The following is a 20,074-nucleotide window of genomic DNA, read 5'->3' on the forward strand; positions in this document are numbered from 1 at the left end:
CGATCTCCTCTTGTACGTGAATCGCGATAATGGTGTTACTGAGCCTTGACCTGGGAATTGGCGTCGATGTGCCGGAAAGGCAGCAATTGATCTTGGATCGACAAGTTAATCAAACTGGTCTGCGAGTATTGCAACCGGGTGCTGCCATTGCTGAGATGCACGATGTACCTATCTGAGTTTATGTTTCATTCAGGCCGGCGAACTGCAAGCGTGATGACAAATAGGCATTAATAATAATTGCGCGCCAGAAACTATTTAAATATATACAAATATTTAAACATGGCAACTATTTAATGTTGTCTCATGCATCTTTTCGCTTTTGATAAAAACCTTTATCAAGAGTAAAGGGGCGTGCAGATGCCTGATTGACTTTGCATCGCAAAAGTCAGTCAGGTATCTGCTTGCAACAGCTGGGACGAAGCGAGGGATGCGGTTAAGGGAGGCAATGCAGGATCAACCGCCGATCACCGTTGTCGCGATTTTGATCGCGGCGCCGATGAGCGGCAGTTTGATTTCTTGACGCACTTGATGCTTCAGACGTGAAAAAGCCCGCACGGAACAGTCAGCATTGACTGGCGCGGGTGGGCTGCCGCTGAAAACTGGCGTCAAGTCTCAGGAAGTCCCTACAATAACGAGATAAACAGAAAATCTCATCTTCTGCGGCAAATAATCCCGATATGTACGGCACATCCGTTTGTAACTTGTTGATTCCCCCCTGTTTCCAGAATCATTTTCTATAACTCTTTACGGCATTGCCAAAACAGAAAGAAAACCCCATGAACCCACTTGAAGCCCAGCTCAGCTACGCCTTCGGCGACACGCTGCCGGCCAGCGGCGCCACCCTGGAAGTCGCGCCTGGCGTACGCTGGCTGCGCATGGGCTTGCCGTTCGCCCTGGATCACATCAATCTGTGGCTGCTGGAAGACAGCATAGCGACCGAAGACGGCGTGCGCCATGGCTGGACCATCATCGATTGCGGGATCGCCAGCGACGCCACGCGCGCCGCCTGGGAAGAGATTTTCATCAAGGAATTGCGCGGCCTGCCGGTGCTGCGGGTGCTGGTGACCCATTGCCATCCTGACCACGTCGGCCTGGCCGACTGGCTGTGCACGCGCTGGCAAGCGCCTCTCTGGATGAGCGGCGGCGAATATTTTTCAGCGCGCATCATGTCGGCTGCCCTGCCTGGCGCCGACGGCAGCGCCGCCTTGCCGCATTTCCAGCGGCACGGCATGTGCGATCCCGAAGTCGTCGCCAAGGTGTCCCAGCGCAAATCCTATTATCCGTCCATGGTGCCGTCGGTGCCGCAGGCCTACCACCGCCTGGCCGACCGCCAAAGCTTGCGCATCGGCCAGCATCAATGGCAGGTGATCACCGGTTTCGGCCACGCGCCGGAGCATGTGTCGCTGTACTGCGGCGACCTGGAATTGCTGGTTTCCGGCGATATGGTGTTGCCGCGGATTTCCACCAATGTCTCGGTATTTGCCATCGAACCGGAATCCAATCCGGTCCAGCAATACATGGATTCATTGGAAAAATACCGCGCCCTGCCCACGGAAACGCTGGTGCTGCCGTCCCACGGCAAACCCTTCCGCGGCCTGCAGATCCGCATCGACCAGTTGCAACAGCATCATAAAGATAGGCTGGCAGAGGTAGTGAGTGCTTGCACGACGGCGCCGCAATCGGCCAGCGACATCGTCCCCATCATGTTCCGCCGGCCGCTAGACGCCCACCAGATGACCTTCGCGTTGGGCGAGGCTTTGGCGCACCTGCACAAGCTGTGGTTCGACGGCGTGCTGAAGCGGCGGCTGGATGCGGACCAGGTTTACCGCTTCAGCGCGGTCTGAATGAAATAACCGCAACCGCCCTACTGCTGTATCGCCGCGACGATCATCGCCACCGCCAGCATCAGGCTGCCGGCGACGCGGTCGGTAATCCGGGCAAAGCTCGGACGGGTGGCGATGCTCTGCATCCGTCCCGCCAGCACGGCATAGCCGAGCAGGATAAAGAATTCCGGAATCATCGAACCGGCCGCCAGCCAGATCATCTGCAGCGGTACATTCGCGGCCGGGTTCAGGAATTGCGGCAGGATGGCGATGAAAAAGATCAGCGCCTTGGGGTTGGCCAGCTGCAGGGTCAGGCCGCTGAGCCAGATTTTCCAGCCGGACGAATCCTTGCCGTTCAGCTTGGAAGCGGTGATCGGCGACGGCCGGCCGAAGATGGCGGACAGGCCGAGATAGGCCAGGTATGCGACGCCCAGCCACTTCACCACGGTGAACAAGGCGTGCGATGCGACAATCAAGGCGCCCAGGCCGGTCGCCGAAATGGTGAAATAGATCGCATTGGCGGTAAGTATGCCGAGCGTCGCAAAGATCGATTTTTTCCAGCCGGCGGTAAGGCCATAGGCCACCACCAGCATCACCGCCGGTCCTGGCGAGGCCGACAGCGCCAGCTCGGTCAGCACGAATAAGAAGAAACTATGAAAGTCCATGGATCAGTCCGTAAATCAGTCGGCGAATTAGTCGCCGCCCTTGCGCGCCTTGTGCGGCGCCTTGGAAAACACCAGATCGTATAGCCAGTTGGGCAACAGCCGCAACAGCTTGGCCACCACGCCCATCTGCCACGGAATCACCTGGTAGCTGCTGCCGCGCGCCACCGCCGCGCCGGTCTTGGCGGCAAAGCGCTCGGCCGGCATCAGGAACGGCATCGCATATTCGTTGACCTGGGTCATCGGCGTATCGATATAACCGGGGACGATGGTGACCACCTTGATGCCGCTGGCGCGCAACTCCACCCGCAACGACTCGCAATAACTGATCAGCGCCGCCTTCGAGCCGCTATAGGCGCCGGCGCCCGGCAAGCCGCGGATGCCGGCGACGCTGCCGACTCCGACCAGGCGCAAATCGCGCTGGCCTTCCCGGGCCTGGCGCTTCATGCTGGCGATGAATGGCGTGAAGGTCGCCACCGTGGCCAGCACATTGGTGGCGAACACCTGGTTGAACACTTCCTGGTCTTCGGCATGCTCGGTCAGCGTGCCCTGGGAAATGCCGGCGCTGGCAATCACCACGTCGACGCCATTGCCGGCGGCGATGAAGTCCGCCGCCGCCGCGCTCAAGGCCGCATGATCGTTGACATCCAGCGCGTACAGCCTATGCCGCTCCGGATGCGGCAGGCCGGCCAGCAGCTGTTCCAGCACCGGCTGGCGCCGCGCCGCCAGCCCCAGCGCCGCGCCCTGTCCTGCATAGTATTGCGCCAGGGCGGCGCCGATGCCGCTGGATGCGCCGGTGATGAATACACGTTTCATGAGAACGACCAATCTGGGAATCAATGCCCTGAGCCAGGGCGCTAGACAAATCTCGATAAAAAAGCCCGCCCTCTTGCGAGAGGCGGACTTTTCAACAACGACTGCCAGCCATACTAAACGTGCCGGCCGGCCTGCTTATTACGCTTGTTACTTCTTGGTAGCCGCGGCCTTGGCCACCAGGCTGTCCATCACTTGCAGGGTGGTCTTGAACAAGGCTGCTTCGGTAGCGCCGGCGCCAGGCGTTGCGCCGACGATCGATGGCGAGGTGACGAAGCGGCCGTCAACCACCAGCATCGGCACGCCGTCGACCTTGTAGGCGTTCTGCAGCTGGGTGGCGCGGGTCACCTTGGTCTGCACCGCGAAGGAATTGTAGACGTCCATGAATTTGGCTTTGTCGAAACCGCTCTTGGCGGCGAAATCGGCGACGGCGGCGTCGTTGTTCAGGTTCTGGCGCTGCACGTGGATGGCGTTGAAGACCTTCTTGTGCATCTCAGGCAGCTTGGCCATCGCTTCCAGCGTGTAGTACAGCTTTTTCTGCGTTACGTAAGGCGATTTCTTCGGGTCGCCATTCGGATCGCCGAAATCGACCGGCACGCGCTTGAAGGAAATCTTGTCGCCCTGCTTGGCGACCCAGTCTTCCAGCGTCGGCTCGAGCGCGTTGCAATGCGGGCAGAAGTAACCGAAGAATTCCGTCACTTCCACTTTCTTGCCGAGGCCGCTGTCGGTCGGCTGCGGATTGTCGAGAACTTTGTAGTCGGTGCCGGCCACCGGATTGGCCGGCGATGCGCCGGCGCTGACGGCAACCAGGCCGAGACTCAGGCTAAGACCAGCGACTGCCAGGGCTTTTTGAAAAAAACGCATGAAATATCCTTATTATTAAATTGTGAGGCAGAGACGATTCCGCTGGAGTCGCCCTGCCTTCAACCGATTAGACAAAACATTGATGACGCTGACAAACCAGCTCTTTATTTCGCAGCCCGCACCACAGCCGCATTGACGCCGTTATCTGACAACTTCCCGCGAATCCGGTTCATTGTTTCCAGCTGATTGAATGGCCCCACGCGCACCCGGTACAGGGAACCGGTATCGGCCTGGCGCTCGCTGATCTTGGCCTCGAAACCCATCAGCGCCAGCCTGGCCTTGGCGCTTTCAGCTTCATTCTGTTCACGGAAAGCGCCGACCTGCAGGAAATAGATCCAGTTGTCGTCCGCGGCGGCGGCCTTGGTCTTGGCTTCGGCGATGTCGCCGGCGACCTTCTTGGCTTTGTCGGCAGTCGATTTATCGACCACCGGGGCCGGCTTGTCCTGCTGGGACTTGGCTACCAGCGCATCGAGCTTCTTCTCGGCAGCCTGGCTGACGGCAGCCGGCGTGTTGTCGGTTGGCGGCACCGCTGGCGTGGCCGGCGGCGTGAATGCCTTGGCTGCTTCCTTGGCCGCGCTCTGGTTGCCGTACAGCGCTTTGTTCGGATCCGGCAGCTGGTCGCCGCCGGCAGCCGGTGCGGTTGGCGCAGCCGGCGCCGTGATGGCTTCCGGCGGCTTGTCGGCCTTGGCTGTCTTGTTGGTGAACGGCGTCGGCGTCTTGGTGATCATGATCGCCACCACGACGGCGATCGCCAGACCGATGATCAGGCCGAAAATCAGGCCCAGTAAAGTACCGCCAGCTTGCTTGTTGATAAATTTGCTCATACTTCCCCAATGACATACTGGTTACAGGCTATCCCGGTCCATCCGCTTCGCCGGCATCAACGCCGGAAAGTGTCAGACCGAGTCGCCTATTGTAGATTCAAATCACATGCGTGCGGGCGCCGATACGCCGATCAGCGCCAGGCCGTTGCGCAGCACCTGGCGGGTGGCGTGCATCAGCGCCAGACGCGCCAGCTTGAGCGCCTCATCGTCGACCAGAACCCGCTCCGCATTGTAGTAGCTATGCAGCTCGCCCGCCAAATCGCGCAGATAGAACGCCACCTGGTGCGGCCCCAGCTCTTCCAGCGCATGCTGCAGCATGTCGGGATATTCGGCCAGCTTGGCCAGCAGGCTGGCTTCGCGCGGCGCGGTCAGCGGGCTGAGGTCGATGCTGCCGAGGCTAGCTTCGTCGCCGGTCCATTGCGCCAGCACCGAGCAGATGCGGGCGTGCGCGTACTGCACGTAATACACCGGGTTTTCGTCGGACTTGGCCAGCGCCAGGTCGACGTCGAAGACGAACTCGGTATCGGCCTTGCGCGAAATCAGGAAGAAGCGCACGGCATCGCGGCCGCGGGTCAGGTCGCGCGGCGCATCCGCCGCAGCTTCAGCGCCGTCTTCGCCCGACGACCATTCGATCAGGTCGCGCACGGTGACATAGGAGCCGGCGCGCTTGGAAATCTTCACTTCCTCGCCGTTCTTCATCACGGTCACCATCTTGTGCAGGATGTAATCCGGATAGCCCTGCGGAATGCCCATGTTGACCGCCTGCAGGCCGGCGCGCACCCGCGCGATCGTGCCGTGGTGGTCGCTGCCCTGGACATTGATGACCTTGCCGAAGCCGCGCTGCCATTTGACGATGTGATAGGCGACGTCCGGCACGAAGTAGGTATAAGTGCCATCTTTCTTGCGCATGACGCGGTCCTTGTCGTCGCCGTAATCGGTGGTGCGCAGCCACAAGGCGTCGTCCAGCTCATAGGTGACGCCGGCGGCGATCAGGGCCTCGACGGCGGCGTTGACCTTGCCATCCTTGTACAGCGAGGATTCCAAGTAGTAATTGTCGAACTTGACGCCGAAGGCCAGCAAGTCCAGGTCCTGCTCGCGGCGCAGGTAGGCCACGGCAAATTTGCGGATCGATTCGATATCGTTGACGTCGCCGCTGGCGGTCGCCGGTTCGCCGTCGCTGGCGGCAACCGTCTTGCGCGCCAGGAAATCCTGGGCGATGTCGGCGATGTAATCGCCGTTGTAGGCGCTTTCCGGCCATTCGGCGTCACCCGGCTTAAAGCCGTTGGCGCGCGCCTGCACCGAAGTCGCCAAGGTGGCGATCTGGACGCCGGCGTCGTTATAGTAGAACTCGCGGGTGACGTCGAAACCTTGCACTTCGAATAATGCCGACAAGGCGTCGCCCAGCGCGCCCTGGCGGCCGTGGCCGACGTGCAGCGGGCCGGTCGGATTGGCCGAGACGAACTCGACCAGCACTTTTTTACCGGCGCCGAGCTGGCTCTTGCCGAATTCCGCGCCCTGCTGCAAGACGGTTTGGACTACTTGCTGCTTGGCGGCGGCGGTCAGGCGCAGGTTGATGAAGCCGGGACCGGCGATTTCAGCCGCCTCGATCAAACCCTTGCCGGCAGCGCCGGCCATGACGGCCGCCACCAGGGCCTGCGCCAGTTCACGCGGATTCTTTTTCAAGGGCTTGGCCAGCTGCATGGCGATATTGCAGGCGACATCGCCATGCGAAGGATCGCGCGGGCGCTCCAGCGTCACGGTCGGCGTCAGCTCGCTGCCGGCGATGACGGGCTGCAGGGCAGCGTTGAAAAGGTCGATGATCTGTTGTTTTTGTGGTGCTAGCATAGGATTGACAGTCAGTAGAACAAAGATGCGGCGCAGAAACACGGGCGCCGCACGGGATTATGCGAAAGCCTGCCGGGTTTGCTGTCATCTGGACAGCGCCCGGCCAGTCTTGGTTATTTCCGATTATACCGGCTTGGCGCAGCAATCTTCACCCTGCTTGCCCGGTACGTCGAAGCGATGCCATAAACTCAGGCAGCCTCTGCAAGCATCAAAAACTGCTGCTAAGATGCGGCGTCTTGGCCAGGCTGGATCCGGCCACAGCGCATTTTCGTCTTTGCACCCATTATCTAGTTTACAACAGGAAACCTTATGACCCAGTCCACGCCACGCGTTGCCGATCACCCGGCCCACCCGCAATTCCTCAGCCGCTGGTCGCCGCGCGCCTATGCCAATGACGAGATGTCCGAGCAGGAATTGCTGACCATCCTGGAAGCCGCGCGCTGGGCGCCGTCGTCCTACAACTCGCAGCCATGGCGCTTCGTCTTCGCCCGCCGCGGAACCCCGCACTGGACCCGCCTGCTGGGCCTGCTCAACGAATTCAACCGCAGCTGGGCCGAAAACGCCGCAGCGCTGGTGATCGTGCTGTCGAAAACCACCTTCGCCCCGCCGGGCAGCAGCGAAGAACGGCCGGCCCCAACCCATTCCTTCGACGCCGGTTCAGCCTGGGGCTACCTGGCGCTGCAAGCCAGCCTGTCCGGCTGGCATGCCCACGGCATGGCTGGTTTCGACAAGGAAAAGACACGCACCGAACTGGGCGTTCCTGCCAACTTCGCCATCGAAGCCGCAGTAGCCATCGGCAAGATCGGCGACAAGGCCATGCTGCCGGAAGGCCTGCGTTCCAAGGAAGAACCCAGCCCGCGTTTGCCTTTGCAGGCGCTGGTTTCGGAAGGTACTTTCAAGGCTTAAGAGTCTTGAATCTTGCATGACGGGCTCGACGTGCATGAGCCCTGAAAAAATGCGGATGAACGGTTTGTGCCGTTCATCCGCATTTTTATTGGTACTGACCTGCAGCCAGCCGACAGATCAAATTCCATGAGAACCGTTATTGCGGTTCTTCCTTGTATGGGCCATTTTCTTTTCGCATCAGTTTTCCGTCCTGTAGCAAGTACCGCACGGACTGAGCTTGATCGATGCCCTTTTTATAATCTCGGATTTCGTAGCCAGGTTGTTCATTGACATGGACCATCCTGTAGGAGCCAGCGCAGTTGAAGAAATTTCGGTTAAGCACCTTGACGCCACTATCCGTGATCGCAATCAGATAAGCTCTGTCCTCACCCATGCCAGCAGCGCAATGACCCGATTTGGGATTGTATTCGTGCGGCCTTGTCATTACTAAGACAAGATAATCTGCTGTTGGCGTGGAAATGAGCGATTCGTTATCGACCATCACCGAAAAATGATCCTTAAACAAGCGATCTATTTCAGAGGAATAGATAAAACTGGCTGGTTCCCTGGCAGTAATGTCCAGAATATAGATTTTCCCCGGGCCATCACTTGGCTGATCTCCCCCATCCGCATCTACAAAAATGTATTTAGTTGGAGGAGTCGAATTTTTGAAATTCTCCCTATAGTTTTCCAGCATCTGGACGCTGGCAACAGATGCGGCATGAACTACTCCGACGAAAAGCGTCATTGTTAGAAGCAAGCATAATTGCCGAGAATATATTCTGCCTAGCAAACTTCTGTGGTTGTCCATGGATGTTCTACGCCTCAACTTTTCTCATTTTCTGGAATCTGATCAGCGCATTTTTATACGTCACTACGCATGTGCCAGTCGATTGCTGTTCTAGAGTACAGAGCGGGAACTCAATTCAAGCACCGCTGACGGTATTCTCAGACTTAAGTAAATGCCATATCACCTGATTTCCAACACCATCGGTTTCTGGTACAGGAAGTAGCTCCCCAATGCGAGTAAAGACTGTTTTGTTGGACAGTCTCTGAGCTCGCCACTGACCGGATAGCGGGCATAGCTGTCCAGACAAGGCGGCAAGGCCGACAAAATTTTTCTTCATTGAGCGGTACTCTGGCGAGGCCAGAAGATCATGGATATTCAGATCAGCAAACCAATCTCTCAGTGCTTCGATTTCATCTCCGTCAAAAAAATCGTTACGGACAAGAAGAAATTTTGCCCGACCAACCGGAGTCAAACGGATCGCTCCAATTTTTGTGTCATCCCATTCAATTAGGCCGGCCTGTTGAACTGTACTAACAGCTTCGTTCACTATCTCAATTTCCATGCCGTCAAAAATATCGGAAGAAACGATACTCTTTAAAGTAATTGTCTCGTTACCCTCATAATCGCTGATCGCAAACGAATACAAAACAGCCCGTACGAAATCATCTTGAGTACTGTCGTGAACAAGCTCAGCAGTCGCATTCATTAGCGTTCTTCCTTGTACGGACCATTTTCTTTTCGTATGAATTTTCCGTTTTGTAAAAGATACAGCACGGACTGAGGCTGATCTCCACCTTTGCTGTAATCTTTGACCTCATAGCCAATCTGTCCATTGCTCTTAAACACTCGGGACTCCGACGTACATTGCGTGAAATTGTTTTTGATTATTTTTATTTTCTCCTTCACCACGCCAACCAGATATGTCAGATGTACAGCATGCGCACACCTATGTGTCCACCATTGTGGATGCTTTCTATAGTCGACGTCTTCTTCCGGATTAGATGCAATTGGCCGCATTGATTCAATTACGAAATAATCTCCTTCCGGCGTTGAAATAAGAGAGTCATCCAGAAAATCATATGCAAAGTTATGCTGCTTCGCCATCTGATCAAACTCAGGCAAGCGAAATTTTGAAACACCACCATCTTGAAGGGTACGACGAATAAAGACCCCTCTTCCTTCATCAGCATAGGCTGCAGAAAAAGAAATTCCTTTGTAATCAATCAAGTCGTAAGACGTTTGTCCATTAGATAATTGAGCATACGAGTTCAGGCACAAAAAAAAGAACACTGCAGGCCATATCCTATTGATGCTCGATCGTATCTGCATAACAAACTCCTGTATATGATGGTGATCTCGTTTTATCTTTTTGCAGCTCCGGAAGCGTTATCTTTCCCACTTCTGCTTCAGATACTTTGTAACCTTTATTTCCCTCACGGGGCACGCATATCATCTGCGGATTTCTAATCCATTGAGTATGATCGGAAGATTCGACATAATAATGTCCGCCATTCCACAATGAAATTGCATCTACTTCTATCATATCGTCGTCCTGATGCCACTCTTTATGCCGGTTAAAAAATTTCAGGGCTTGTGCTCTGAAACCGACCATTCGCCTAAGTGCCTCATCTATGTGAGCTTTCCAGTTCCAAATTTGGACATAAGTTGGATCGCCGCTTGTTAGTTGCGTCAATCCGTATCCTTTATCAAACGCGACAATCGGCTCAGAATCAAGATTCAGAAAATGCTTATATTGCGATTCCTGTTGAAGTATTTTTTTCATTGTTGCAATTGCAGTTACCCTGTCCTGCGCTCCATCTCGGGCGTTGCTATTCGAACCAGCCGCAACTTTCTGCTCGACGTAGGCATCAATTTTTTCCTTGCTTGGTGACTTCCCTAAAATGAGTACAGTCCGCCTAAATTTTATTTCGGCAACGTCAACTGTCACGGTTAGCCTTCCACCAATTACCTTGTTAACAGTTTTAAAGTCCCAGCTTTTACCATCCTGAGTGAATCCACCCTTTTCTGAAAAATTCGCAACCTTTTTCCCGCGCGCACGTTCTCTCAATCCGCTTACATTCGCGTCCCATGATATGGCCCAACTCCACTTGTAGGGCCCCGGCGAATCCGTTTTTATTTCAAATTCGATGGTAGGAAATTTAGCCTCATCATCGATATAAAATTTATCAAGAGTATTCGGCTTAATCCACTCGCCAGCGTCATCAGGTTTAACAACAACTTTGACTAGCGATTTTTTGGTCTTGTTAGTTGTACCTGCCGCCTTGTGTCCCTTTTTATGTTTGGACATGTGATATTCCTGTAAGAAGGCTAACTAAAATTAAAAACTTTCAGGTGCTGATCGCCTAGTTCAGCATGGACTTCTGGCGTCATCGATAATTTGCTATTCATTTACCTGGCGAGTCGCATGTAGGCTCTACATCGTAACCAAGCGGTAAATACAGGTGCGTTTTCAGATCACCTGTCTTTGTTGAGAATAGATGCACACCTTCCTGGCTCAAACACGTTTTAACTGATGTGTTTCGATTTTTAATTTCCAATCCGGTGGCGCTTCCCGTAACAGAAGCACCCGCTCCAATTACCGCGATCCCGACAAAAGGCTTCGTATAGCGCAGTTTCAGCTTGTAGACGTGTACGTCGCTTCCATTCAACTCATCGGTCACTTCACCCTGTGGCAATAGCTTCCCGTCAGATGACGTTACCTTGCAACATCCGATATCGCCATTTTCTTTTGGATATTGAACCAGGATCTTTTCATTTTTTTTGATCGTTTGAGTTGTATACAGATACGTTTCCCCTTCTGCATTTCTCTGAACGAAGCCCTCTCCGATATCGCTTGCAAACGATGAACATGAAAGGGTTACTAAAATAATCGGCAGGAGTTTTTTAATGTCCATCGGCTGACCAGTGTGGGGGATCGGAAACGAGTTTGTTAACGCCGTAGGTAGCGCCTACCGGATTCAAATCGCTTAGGTTGGTAATTGAAACGGCGGTTCCTGCAGCATCCACAATGGATTTCCCGGACATGCCTGTGATCGTCATATCGATAGCGGTCTTGTCCGAGTGACGACTTACGAGCGCAGGAGGAAAGACGATTGCGTAAGCTGTCTTCATGCTGGTTGCAGCGCTGATCGACTCCGCAGGAGTATCGTGCACCCACTCTATATTTACGCCATCCATTGCCGGCACGCTTGCCGGGGCAATGGTTCCGTTGGAAATTGCCGCTGAATAGTGCATCAGATAGGCTCTCTCTTTAGGCCTGTAAGTTGCAGATATCCGGACACTGCCTCCGGCAGTTGTGATCGCGGCGATAAAATTATTCACCTTGGTTCGAAAATCCGGCGTCAAGTCGTCAACGCTCGCACTGGTCGGAAATCTCGCGACCCACTGTGCACCGCTTAACTCCTTTGCCGGAACACTAACAACTGCAGGCGTCTGATCCGCAGTTGGAGTTAGTGTTGCTTGCGCTGTCGCCATGGTACGGAACCTCTATAGTGGCTACTTCTGGTTGATCGGAATGGACTAATTCGGTATGGCCTTTGGCATCGGTGGTGCCGAAAAACACAGCGCCTGATGCAAGAGCAATTTTGTATTTGGTGTTGGCAAGCGGATTGCCCGTTTTAATATCATTTACCAGGAAAAAAATGTCGTGAGTAGCTGCCTTTTTCTGGGATAACTCAAGGGATAGAGCTGTCGGCTTTTCGGTGAATACTCGTTGGGTAAAACCGTCGACGTCACTTACGCCTTCCCATATTTTCCCGCAGGAGCTGCGGATGATATATGGCGTATTCGGGAGTGCGGTGTCATGTTCGTCCACCAGCCTGAATTGCTCGTCAAAACCATCGACGACCGGCAAATTCATTGGCGGTACGGGCAGATTCTTTTCCGCTGGCAGACTGTGCACTGCGGCATGGGCCACATACGAGCCATTCGTCCCATGCTCAATCCCACCGGCATTGAACTTGGCATAACTGCCGCCGCCGTTGATCACCACTTCTTCCTTGGCCGTGATCGTGATGCGGTTAGCTGTGTGCGTAATATTGAGCTTGGCCAGCAAGTTAACGTTGTTGGTCAATGCTTGTACGTCGATGTCACCCGCTGCCGCGATCATCTTCATACCGGCTTTATGCACGAACAGCCGGAAGGTCCGGCGGATGCTGGCAAACAGGCTGTCGCCATTGGCAATCGACAGGGATTTGCCGGTAGTCAGTGCCGTATGCTGGGTGCTGACAACGTGGGTACTGCCGCTGGTGGTAGTCTCGATCCCGGCAGGACTGGCCAGCACGAGATGCGGTTGCGACAGCTCCGGGAAACTGCCCTCCTCGCTTGCGCCACCTCCCTTGATCGCATCGTTCTGCGCCTTCAAGGTTTGCGCGACATCAGCCTGCTGCCCCTGCTTCTCCTGCGCCCCCGCCTGCTGCGCCGCATCGGCCAGCGACTCATGCTGATCCCGTGCAGCCGTCAGCCGGCTGACCGTCTCGCCCATATCCTTGATATGCGAGCTCGCATTGCTGCGTGCCTCGGTGGTGATCAGCATCCCCTTGGCCGCACGCGCCACACCATGACCATCAGTGCGCAACTCCCAGCCCTCGCCGCGCGCATCCTTGCGCCCCGCATTGTCTTCGATGCGGCTGATGCTGCCCAGGCTCAGCTGGCTGTGCTGGTGATCGCTTTTGAGCTGCGCCTGGATCTTGCCGTTGGTGTCGTCCAGCACCAGGTGGTTGCTCCTGCCGCCGGGCTGGTTGCCGCCGTTGGGCGTGAGCTCTCGGCTCCTGAAGCCCATCAAGGACTGCTGGGTCGCCAGTTTCCACGGCGGCATGTTGCGCTGGTTGTAGACGCTGCCGGTGACGATGGGGCGGTCGGGATTGCCGTCTAGCCATTGCACCAGGCATTCCGAACCAACGCGCGGAATCGATTTGGCGCCCAGTTCTCCGCCGGCCCAGGCACTGGCGACCCGCACCCAGGCCGAGCTGCGCTCGTCGTTGTTGCCGATGCGGTCCCAGTGGAACTGGACCCGGATGCGGCCGTATTCGTCGGTATGGACGCTGCCTTGGCCGGATGGGCCGACCACTGTCACCGTTTGCGGCGACAGGATCTTGGTGGCGACGCTATGGTAATTGCGGCCCGGACGCCAGGGGATGGTCTTGCGCAGGCAGGTCAGCTCATTACGGTATTCGGCCTTCTCGCTTGCCTGCTGCAGGTAGTTGTTGCTGGCGATGTGGTGCACCGAGATGATCAGGAATTCGTTCTTGCCGGCGTCTTCATGGCTGGCAAACGGGCTGGAAGCAAAATGGCCACTCAGGCGGTACCAGCGTCCCGGCAGCACGTAGCGGTTGTTGCCTGTTGCTTCAAAGTGCTTGCCTGCCGCTTCGATCTCTTCCATGCGCAGCCGCGACAGCTTGTCCGCATCCTGGACGCCCTTGACGCCATAGGCGCCGGCATATTCGTAGGATTCGACATCGAGCACATTGCCTTGCTTGTTCAGGGTCGGCACGCCGGCATGGATCGGCACCGGGCTCTTGAAGTTGAAGCCGGACAGCGACACGGAACCGGGCACGATCTGGCGCACCGGGGAGAATTCGCCGATGCCGTCTTCTTCTATCGCCCCGCCATGGCGCTGGAAGCGGATTTCCTCCCCGCCGTCGATGGGCGCGGCCTGGGTCGAGTCATCGGTGATGATGAGCTTGTGGCCCTGGTCGGTATGTTCGTAGTAGTACAGCAGGCCGGCCGCTTCCAGCCGGCGATGGAGATAGTTATGGTCGCTTTCGTCGAACTGGATGGCGTCCGTCATGATCGGGTCTGCGCCGCTGACGCGGAAATCCCAGTCGGGCAAGGTGCCGTAGTCGGCGCAGATGCTGTCGATCTGCTCGCGCAGGGTCTTGCCGTGGAAGATGTAGTTGTCCTTGCGCAGGCGCAGGTATTGGGTCCAGGGTCCCAGCTTGGCCTGGTAGAAGGCGATATTGCCGTCGGTGCGCGCGAGGCGGAATTCGAAGCAGTAGCCGGAGAAGTAACGCAGGCTGCCGTCGCCACGCACCAGCTCCACGCAGAACAGCTTGCCTTGCAAATCCTTCAGGGCCAGCTCGGCGTCATCGGACAGCAATTCCACGGTGTAGTCAAAATCGCGCGACAGGCTTTCGACGGCGTTGAGCTTGTTCACCAGCAGCTGAGCGTGCGGGCCGTCGTCGTGGGGGAAGGAGAGGCGGAGGATACGCTTGTTCTGGCGGCCGTTGATAAGGCTTTGCAGGCTTTGAAGTATGTTGCTCATGCCGTGATCCTGTCGTTACCGATAAATATTGTCGTGCGGGAATAATTGAGAACGAGATAGTACCAAACATACAAGCAAATAATGCTTGGAACTGTCTGTCTAGTTGCAAAAACAACACTTGCGCATGCCGCGCTGGAAACCAACACCCCGGCTGTACATCGGCGTTTAGCTTTGAACTCCTATTCGAATACCGGTCGAAAGAAGCTTCTCTCGTAACTGAAAATGCACTTGGTCTGCTCCGCATACCTGAAGGCGGCCTGGCACTCTGCGTCATCCGCCATCCTGATGCGGTACTGCTCATAGGCGGCGAGGCTGGGGAAGGTAAACAGGGCCAGGGCGACGTTGTTTGCGCCCTCGGACGGCAGGAAGTAGCCGTGGTGGGCGCCGCCGAATTTTTCCACCAGCGGAATCCACAATTTTCCATAGTGCTCAAACTCCTTGAGTTTGCCGGCGTCGATGATGTAGCGCAGATAGCAAGTGACCATTTTTTCTCCCTGATTTCGAATCAAACTTTAATTACGCTGCCAGTTCACCAGCACGATGCCGCTCAGCACCAGCAAGGCGCCAAACACGAACGGCAAGCCGATGGGATCGTCCAGCAGCAGCACGCCGAAACTGACGCCGAACAGCGGCGTCAGGAATGAAAATACCGTCAGCCGCGAAGCCAGGTAACGGCGCAGCATCCAGAACCAGGCGAGGAAACTGCCGAAGGCGACGATCAGCGACTGGAACGCCAGGCTGACCCACATGATGCCGCTCAGCGGCGCGACCCCGGCCTGGCCGGAAACCAGCGCCAGCAGCGGCAGCGACAGCGCCGCCACCACCAGCTGGTACCACAGGGTCATGCTGGGCGAGGCATTGGTGAGGACGCTGCGCTTGATCATGATGGTGGTTGCGGCCCAGAAGACCGCGGCCAGCACGCCCAATGCATCGCCGATCAGCATGCGGCTGAAACCGGCGCCGGCTTCGAAGCCGCCGGCGAACGCCACCGCGATGCCGGCAAACGCAGCGATCACGCCCAGCCACTGGGTCAGGCCGAAACGCTCGCCCGGCACCAGCCAGTGCAAACCCAGCACGGTGAAAATCGGCGCGGTGTAAACGAAGACCGACATGTGCGACGCAGTGGTGTAGTTCAAACCGACGGAAACGCACAGGAATTCGCCGGCGAACAGCAGGCCGGTGGCCAGCCCCGGCCAGAAGCTGCCGTCGGTCAGCGAGAATTTGCTGCCGCGCCACCACATCAGGCCGCTCACCAGCAGCGCGGCGACAGCGGAACGCAGGCCGTTCTGCAGGATCGGCGAGATGCTCGGCGCCGCCACTTTGATCGCCACCTGCTGCAGCCCCCAGCACATGCAAAGGATTAACATCAGGCTCATGGCCAAGCCGTCTAGCGGCTTGCGGGTGGTAGGCATAGTACGTCTTTCTGGAACGGTTGCAGGCAGGGATGGTTTGTCATAAATGTCATTTTACTCAGCGTTGATTTATCCCTATCATCAACGTCATCGGCCACCGCGGTGGCCCAGTCTCGGCGCCCCCGTTTCGGCGCCTCCGTCAAAATGCAGATTGCAAGGAGTATGCTTGAAAGTAGTCACTTTTGCATTGCCGGCAGCAAACCACATCGCCGGAGTCCATCATTCATAAGCCAGACCATGCGCCCCATCTGGGCGCCGCCGCCAAACCACCACGCCCCCGCAAGCTATTGCTGTTAAGCGTTTCCGCCGGCGCCGGCCACATGCGCGCTGCGGAAGCGCTCAGGGCTTATGCCGCCGCCGAATTCCCGGGCGCCGAAGCGATCCACCTGGATGCCATGGATTTCGTGCCTGCCGGCTTCCGCGCCGTCTACACCGATTTCTACCTGCACCTGGTGAACCGCCATCCGGCGCTGTGGGGTTATGTCTACCAGAAGAGCGACAAGGCGCTCAGCAGCTCGCCGACGCAAAAACTGCGGCGCGCAATCGAGCGCATCAGCACCCGTCCCTTGCGCAAGGCGATACAGGCAGCAGCGCCGGACGCCATCATCTGCACCCATTTCCTGCCGGCCGAATTGCTGGCGCGCGAAATCGGCAAGCAGCGCATGGTCTGTCCGGTGTGGGTGCAGGTCACGGATTTCGACCTGCACAGCATGTGGCTGCAGCCGCTGATGCAAGGCTATTTCGCCGCCACCGAGGAAATCGCCTACCGCATGCGCACGCGCGGGCTGGCGGCCGATGCGGTGCACGTCACCGGCATCCCGATCATGCCCGGCTTCGGCCGGATCCTGGAGCGCGAATCATGTGCGCGCCAGTTCGGGCTTGATCCGCAGCGCAAGATCATCCTCATGATGTCAGGCGGCGCCGGCATCGGCGATCTCGACAAGACTGTGCAGCGGCTGCTGGCGCTGCCGGACGATTTCCAGCTGGTGGCGCTGGCCGGCAAGAATGCCGCCATGCTGGCCGACCTGCAGCAGCTGGCGGCGGCGCATCCGGGCCGGCTGTTCCCGTTCGGCTTCACCAGCCAGGTCGATGAACTGATGGCCTGCGCCGACCTGGCGATCACCAAGCCGGGCGGCCTGACCACTTCGGAATGCCTGGCGATGGGAGTGCCGATGATCATCCACTCGCCGATCCCGGGACAGGAGGAACGCAACGCCGACTACCTGCTGGAACAAGGCGCGGCGCTGAAAGCCATCGACCTCATCGCGCTGGAATACCGGGTCCAGCAATTGCTGCAGCAGCCGCAACTGCTGCAGCGCCTGCGCCAGCGCAGCCTGGAACTGGGCCGGCCGCGCGCAGCGCGCGCGGTGCTGCAAACCGTGCTTAGCAAACTCGACTCTCCATTCACTACGCTCTCGCCATGACTGCCTCCACACCTTTTCGCCGCGTGTTCGGCATGCTGTTCTGGGCGGTGCTGACCGCCTTCTTTTTCGCCAATGTCGAAATCCAGATCGAGGGCGCCGCCGGCTGGGCCGCCAACCTGCCGACCTGGCGCATCGAGCATCACTGGCTGCTCGACATCTTCTGGGGCGGGCGCGCCATGACCGGTTATCACGCCTGGATTTTCCCTTTTATCGCCCTGATGTTCCACTATCCGATCTGGTTCAACGGCAGCTGGGACTGGCGCGGCGAGTGCCGCATCATGGCTTCCATCATGGTGTTCTGGATCAGCGAAGACTGGCTCTGGTTTGTGCTCAACCCGGCTTACGGGCTGGCGCGCTTCAATCCGATCGACGTGCCGTGGCACAAGCACTGGCTGGGCGGCGTGCCGGTCGACTACTGGATTTATTCGGCAGTGGCGATCATGCTGTTGTGGCTGGCCGAGCGCAAGCCGCGCCCGGTGGGCGTCGCGCTCAGCCGGAGCTGAACCGATATGTGAATCTCTGGTTCTGTATAGAAGTAGAGATGCACATATGTATTGTAAAAACAACTGGAACTTGGTAAATTGCGGACCCGTTCCAAGTTTGAAATGTTGTAAATGCTGATCAAAAAAAGTGCAAAAAACGCGTCTCTCTCCCAAAAAAACGCGTCTCTCTCGAAAAAAAACGCGCCTCTCCTGAAAAAAAACGCGTCTCTTTCCAAAAAAAACGCGCCTCTCTCGAAAAAAATTACGCCTCTCCCGCCAGAAAATAGCTCCGATCCGCGCTTGCCGCGCTACCTGCAAGTCCGTGACGATTTGCTGCAAAGGATCGCTTTGCGCAGCTGGGCCGCCGATGAAGCGCTGCCGTCCGAAGACAAACTAGCCGCCGAATATGAAATCGCCGTCGGCACCATGCGCAAGGTGCTGGACGCGCTGGTCACCGATGGCGTCGTCGATCGCGTGCGGGGACGCGGCACATTCGTCGCGCGCGCTGCCGAGCGCTCTTCGATGCTGCGTTTCGTGCGCCGGCAGGGCAAGGCCAAGAACCAGTTGCCGATTGCCGAGATCCGTTCGATGACGAGCGCCATACCTCCCGCCGCGGTGGCGGAAAAGCTCAAGCTCAAGCCGCGCGACAAGGCGCTGTACTTGCATCGCACCCGTTCGCTGGACGATGAAATCGTGCTGTCCGAACATATCTGGCTGCCGCTGGCGCGCTTCAGGAAGCTGCAGAAATACCTGAAAAACAACTCTCCATCGTCCCTGTATCCGGTCTATGAGAGCGAATGCGATGTACTGGTCTCGCGCGCCATCGATGACCTGACGGCAAAACCGCTGAACCGCGCCAACGCTTCGGTGTTCAAGCTGAAAACCAAGACCGTGGCGATCTGCGTCGAGCGGCTGATGCTGGATCACGCCGGCGAACCGGTCGAATGGCGCACTTCTTTTGTGCCGGCGGAACGCTTCCAGTACTCGGCGGAAGTCCGCTAGCGGCAGGGGCAGGGGACAAAGCGGTTGCATGCCGTCCTCCCTGGCAGTCGATTCGCGACGTATTCCTGCATTTCGTCGCTTTCCGCTTCTCCCGCCTCTGCGGCGACCAGATAATCGCCGCAGATCACTTACTTAACGGGAGAACCACATGCTTGCACAAATCATTTCACACACACCAATCTGGGTCTGGGCGCTGCTGGCATTCCTGGTTTACCGCGGCATCGTCGCCAGCGTCGACAGCGAAGTGGCGCTCAAAAGACTGGCCATCATCCCGTTGGTGATGCTGGCGCTGTCCTGGCAGGGCGTATCCACCGTGTTCGGCATTACCGCGCTGCCGATGCTGTGCTGGCTGCTGGCGGCAGCCGTGGCGGCGACGCTGAACTGGCGCCTGTTCCGCAAGGATCGCGTGATGGCCTATCCGGAGCGCGGCGTGGTGTTCCAGCGCGGCAGCTGGCTGCCATTGATGCTGATGATGGGGGTTTTCCTGACCAAATATGCGGTGGGTGTGACGCTGGCCATGCATCCGGCGCTGGCGCAGGACACTGTATTTACCGTCGTTGTCTGCACGCTCTACGGTATCTTCAACGGCATGTTCCTCGGTCGCCTGCTGCGCATCGTCAACCTTTACTACAGTCCGCAGCCGGCGCCGGGCGCCTATAACGGTCAATTGAATTGAGCCGTTGAAAGCAGGGGCAAAAAAATGCCGGCCGGCGAACCGGTCGGCATCAACATCCCCATAGGACGCTTAACTTTCAAGCAGCTAGCAGCAGCGCCCAACCCGGCCGTTGCCGCCGTAGCGCGCTTCCTGGCGCTCCTTGAAAAACTCTTCGTAGCTCATCATCGGTTCACCCGGATGGGTGTTTTCCATGTGCGTCACGTAAGTGCCGTACTCGGGCAAACCCACCATCAGGCGCATGGTCTGACCGAGATAACGTCCGGCTTTCGACAGTTCTTCCAGCATGGCC

22 protein-coding genes are annotated in these 20,074 nt (G+C 57.3%); 6 read left to right on the forward strand and 16 right to left on the reverse strand.

What is annotated here, in order from left to right; all coding sequences use genetic code 11:
- Window positions 1–453: 453 nt before the first annotated feature.
- Window positions 454–609, reverse strand: coding sequence for a hypothetical protein (locus KHU30_RS10340; RefSeq protein WP_211442565.1), 156 nt, complete (start codon window positions 607–609; stop codon window positions 454–456).
- Between the two features lie 167 nt (window positions 610–776).
- Here KHU30_RS10340 and KHU30_RS10345 point away from each other — a divergent pair, with 167 nt between their 5' ends.
- A complete protein-coding gene (locus KHU30_RS10345; RefSeq protein ID WP_211442566.1) occupies window positions 777–1,844 on the forward strand; it encodes an MBL fold metallo-hydrolase in 1,068 nt (355 codons plus the stop codon).
- A gap of 20 nt (window positions 1,845–1,864) precedes the next feature.
- On the opposite strand, the gene KHU30_RS10350 is transcribed toward KHU30_RS10345, so the two are convergent.
- The 5 genes from KHU30_RS10350 to argS all read right to left on the reverse strand — a co-directional run bounded on the left by KHU30_RS10350 (window position 1,865) and on the right by argS (window position 6,831).
- Complete coding sequence (locus KHU30_RS10350; protein WP_211442567.1) at window positions 1,865–2,488, reverse strand: LysE family translocator; 624 nt, start codon at window positions 2,486–2,488, stop codon at window positions 1,865–1,867.
- A 27-nt stretch (window positions 2,489–2,515) separates the two neighbouring features.
- Entirely contained in the window at window positions 2,516–3,301 is a 786-nt protein-coding gene (locus tag KHU30_RS10355) for an SDR family oxidoreductase (protein WP_211442568.1), read from the reverse strand.
- A gap of 147 nt (window positions 3,302–3,448) precedes the next feature.
- A complete protein-coding gene (locus KHU30_RS10360) occupies window positions 3,449–4,162 on the reverse strand; it encodes a thiol:disulfide interchange protein DsbA/DsbL (protein ID WP_211442569.1) in 714 nt (237 codons plus the stop codon).
- 104 nt (window positions 4,163–4,266) lie between these two features.
- Window positions 4,267–4,986 carry an SPOR domain-containing protein gene (locus tag KHU30_RS10365; protein ID WP_211442570.1) on the reverse strand — a complete coding sequence of 240 codons (720 nt, stop codon included), beginning with the start codon at window positions 4,984–4,986 and terminating at the stop codon, window positions 4,267–4,269.
- A gap of 102 nt (window positions 4,987–5,088) precedes the next feature.
- Window positions 5,089–6,831 carry an arginine--tRNA ligase gene (argS, locus tag KHU30_RS10370; RefSeq protein ID WP_211442571.1) on the reverse strand — a complete coding sequence of 581 codons (1,743 nt, stop codon included), beginning with the start codon at window positions 6,829–6,831 and terminating at the stop codon, window positions 5,089–5,091.
- Between the two features lie 309 nt (window positions 6,832–7,140).
- On the opposite strand from argS, the gene KHU30_RS10375 reads away from it, so the two are divergent.
- Window positions 7,141–7,737 carry a nitroreductase family protein gene (locus tag KHU30_RS10375; protein WP_211442572.1) on the forward strand — a complete coding sequence of 199 codons (597 nt, stop codon included), beginning with the start codon at window positions 7,141–7,143 and terminating at the stop codon, window positions 7,735–7,737.
- A gap of 136 nt (window positions 7,738–7,873) precedes the next feature.
- On the opposite strand, the gene KHU30_RS10380 is transcribed toward KHU30_RS10375, so the two are convergent.
- The 9 genes from KHU30_RS10380 to KHU30_RS10420 all read right to left on the reverse strand — a co-directional run bounded on the left by KHU30_RS10380 (window position 7,874) and on the right by KHU30_RS10420 (window position 16,201).
- Window positions 7,874–8,464, reverse strand: a complete 591-nt coding sequence (locus tag KHU30_RS10380) for a hypothetical protein (RefSeq protein WP_211442573.1) — start codon at window positions 8,462–8,464, stop codon at window positions 7,874–7,876.
- A gap of 178 nt (window positions 8,465–8,642) precedes the next feature.
- Entirely contained in the window at window positions 8,643–9,212 is a 570-nt protein-coding gene (locus KHU30_RS10385; protein ID WP_211442574.1) for a hypothetical protein, read from the reverse strand.
- The gene (locus tag KHU30_RS10390) at window positions 9,212–9,733 is read right to left on the reverse strand and encodes a hypothetical protein (protein WP_211442575.1); all 522 of its coding nucleotides are present in this window, start codon (window positions 9,731–9,733) and stop codon (window positions 9,212–9,214) included. Before KHU30_RS10390 ends, KHU30_RS10385 begins: the two co-directional genes overlap by 1 nt.
- Window positions 9,734–9,809: 76 nt before the next feature.
- On the reverse strand, window positions 9,810–10,814 hold the full coding sequence (locus KHU30_RS10395) for a hypothetical protein (RefSeq protein WP_211442576.1): 1,005 nt from the start codon (window positions 10,812–10,814) through the stop codon (window positions 9,810–9,812).
- A gap of 97 nt (window positions 10,815–10,911) precedes the next feature.
- Window positions 10,912–11,421, reverse strand: a complete 510-nt coding sequence (locus tag KHU30_RS10400; RefSeq protein ID WP_211442577.1) for a hypothetical protein — start codon at window positions 11,419–11,421, stop codon at window positions 10,912–10,914.
- Window positions 11,411–12,001, reverse strand: coding sequence for a hypothetical protein (locus tag KHU30_RS10405; RefSeq protein WP_230427308.1), 591 nt, complete (start codon window positions 11,999–12,001; stop codon window positions 11,411–11,413). The genes KHU30_RS10400 and KHU30_RS10405 overlap by 11 nt, the downstream gene beginning before the upstream one ends.
- Window positions 11,943–14,789: a type VI secretion system Vgr family protein gene (locus KHU30_RS10410; protein WP_230427309.1), complete on the reverse strand. Its 2,847-nt coding sequence runs from the start codon at window positions 14,787–14,789 to the stop codon at window positions 11,943–11,945. The genes KHU30_RS10405 and KHU30_RS10410 overlap by 59 nt, the downstream gene beginning before the upstream one ends.
- A gap of 179 nt (window positions 14,790–14,968) precedes the next feature.
- Window positions 14,969–15,274, reverse strand: coding sequence for an NIPSNAP family protein (locus KHU30_RS10415; RefSeq protein WP_211442578.1), 306 nt, complete (start codon window positions 15,272–15,274; stop codon window positions 14,969–14,971).
- A 27-nt stretch (window positions 15,275–15,301) separates the two neighbouring features.
- Window positions 15,302–16,201, reverse strand: a complete 900-nt coding sequence (locus KHU30_RS10420) for a DMT family transporter (RefSeq protein WP_211442579.1) — start codon at window positions 16,199–16,201, stop codon at window positions 15,302–15,304.
- A gap of 320 nt (window positions 16,202–16,521) precedes the next feature.
- Here KHU30_RS10420 and KHU30_RS10425 point away from each other — a divergent pair, with 320 nt between their 5' ends.
- The 4 genes from KHU30_RS10425 (at window position 16,522) to KHU30_RS10440 (ending at window position 19,785) form a co-directional block, all read left to right on the forward strand.
- Window positions 16,522–17,625, forward strand: coding sequence for an MGDG synthase family glycosyltransferase (locus tag KHU30_RS10425; protein WP_211442580.1), 1,104 nt, complete (start codon window positions 16,522–16,524; stop codon window positions 17,623–17,625).
- Window positions 17,622–18,128, forward strand: a complete 507-nt coding sequence (locus tag KHU30_RS10430; protein WP_211442581.1) for a hypothetical protein — start codon at window positions 17,622–17,624, stop codon at window positions 18,126–18,128. Before KHU30_RS10425 ends, KHU30_RS10430 begins: the two co-directional genes overlap by 4 nt.
- A 111-nt stretch (window positions 18,129–18,239) precedes the next feature.
- Window positions 18,240–19,109, forward strand: coding sequence for a GntR family transcriptional regulator (locus tag KHU30_RS10435; RefSeq protein WP_268907177.1), 870 nt, complete (start codon window positions 18,240–18,242; stop codon window positions 19,107–19,109).
- Between the two features lie 148 nt (window positions 19,110–19,257).
- On the forward strand, window positions 19,258–19,785 hold the full coding sequence (locus tag KHU30_RS10440) for a DUF6622 family protein (protein ID WP_211442583.1): 528 nt from the start codon (window positions 19,258–19,260) through the stop codon (window positions 19,783–19,785).
- Between the two features lie 84 nt (window positions 19,786–19,869).
- Here the strand turns inward: KHU30_RS10440 and KHU30_RS10445 are convergent, their stop codons facing one another.
- The gene (locus KHU30_RS10445; RefSeq protein WP_041742732.1) at window positions 19,870–20,070 is read right to left on the reverse strand and encodes a YbdD/YjiX family protein; all 201 of its coding nucleotides are present in this window, start codon (window positions 20,068–20,070) and stop codon (window positions 19,870–19,872) included.
- Window positions 20,071–20,074 lie beyond the last annotated feature (4 nt).

Origin of the sequence: Collimonas humicola, assembly GCF_018304945.1 — a bacterium.
Taxonomy (GTDB): domain Bacteria; phylum Pseudomonadota; class Gammaproteobacteria; order Burkholderiales; family Burkholderiaceae_D; genus Collimonas; species Collimonas humicola.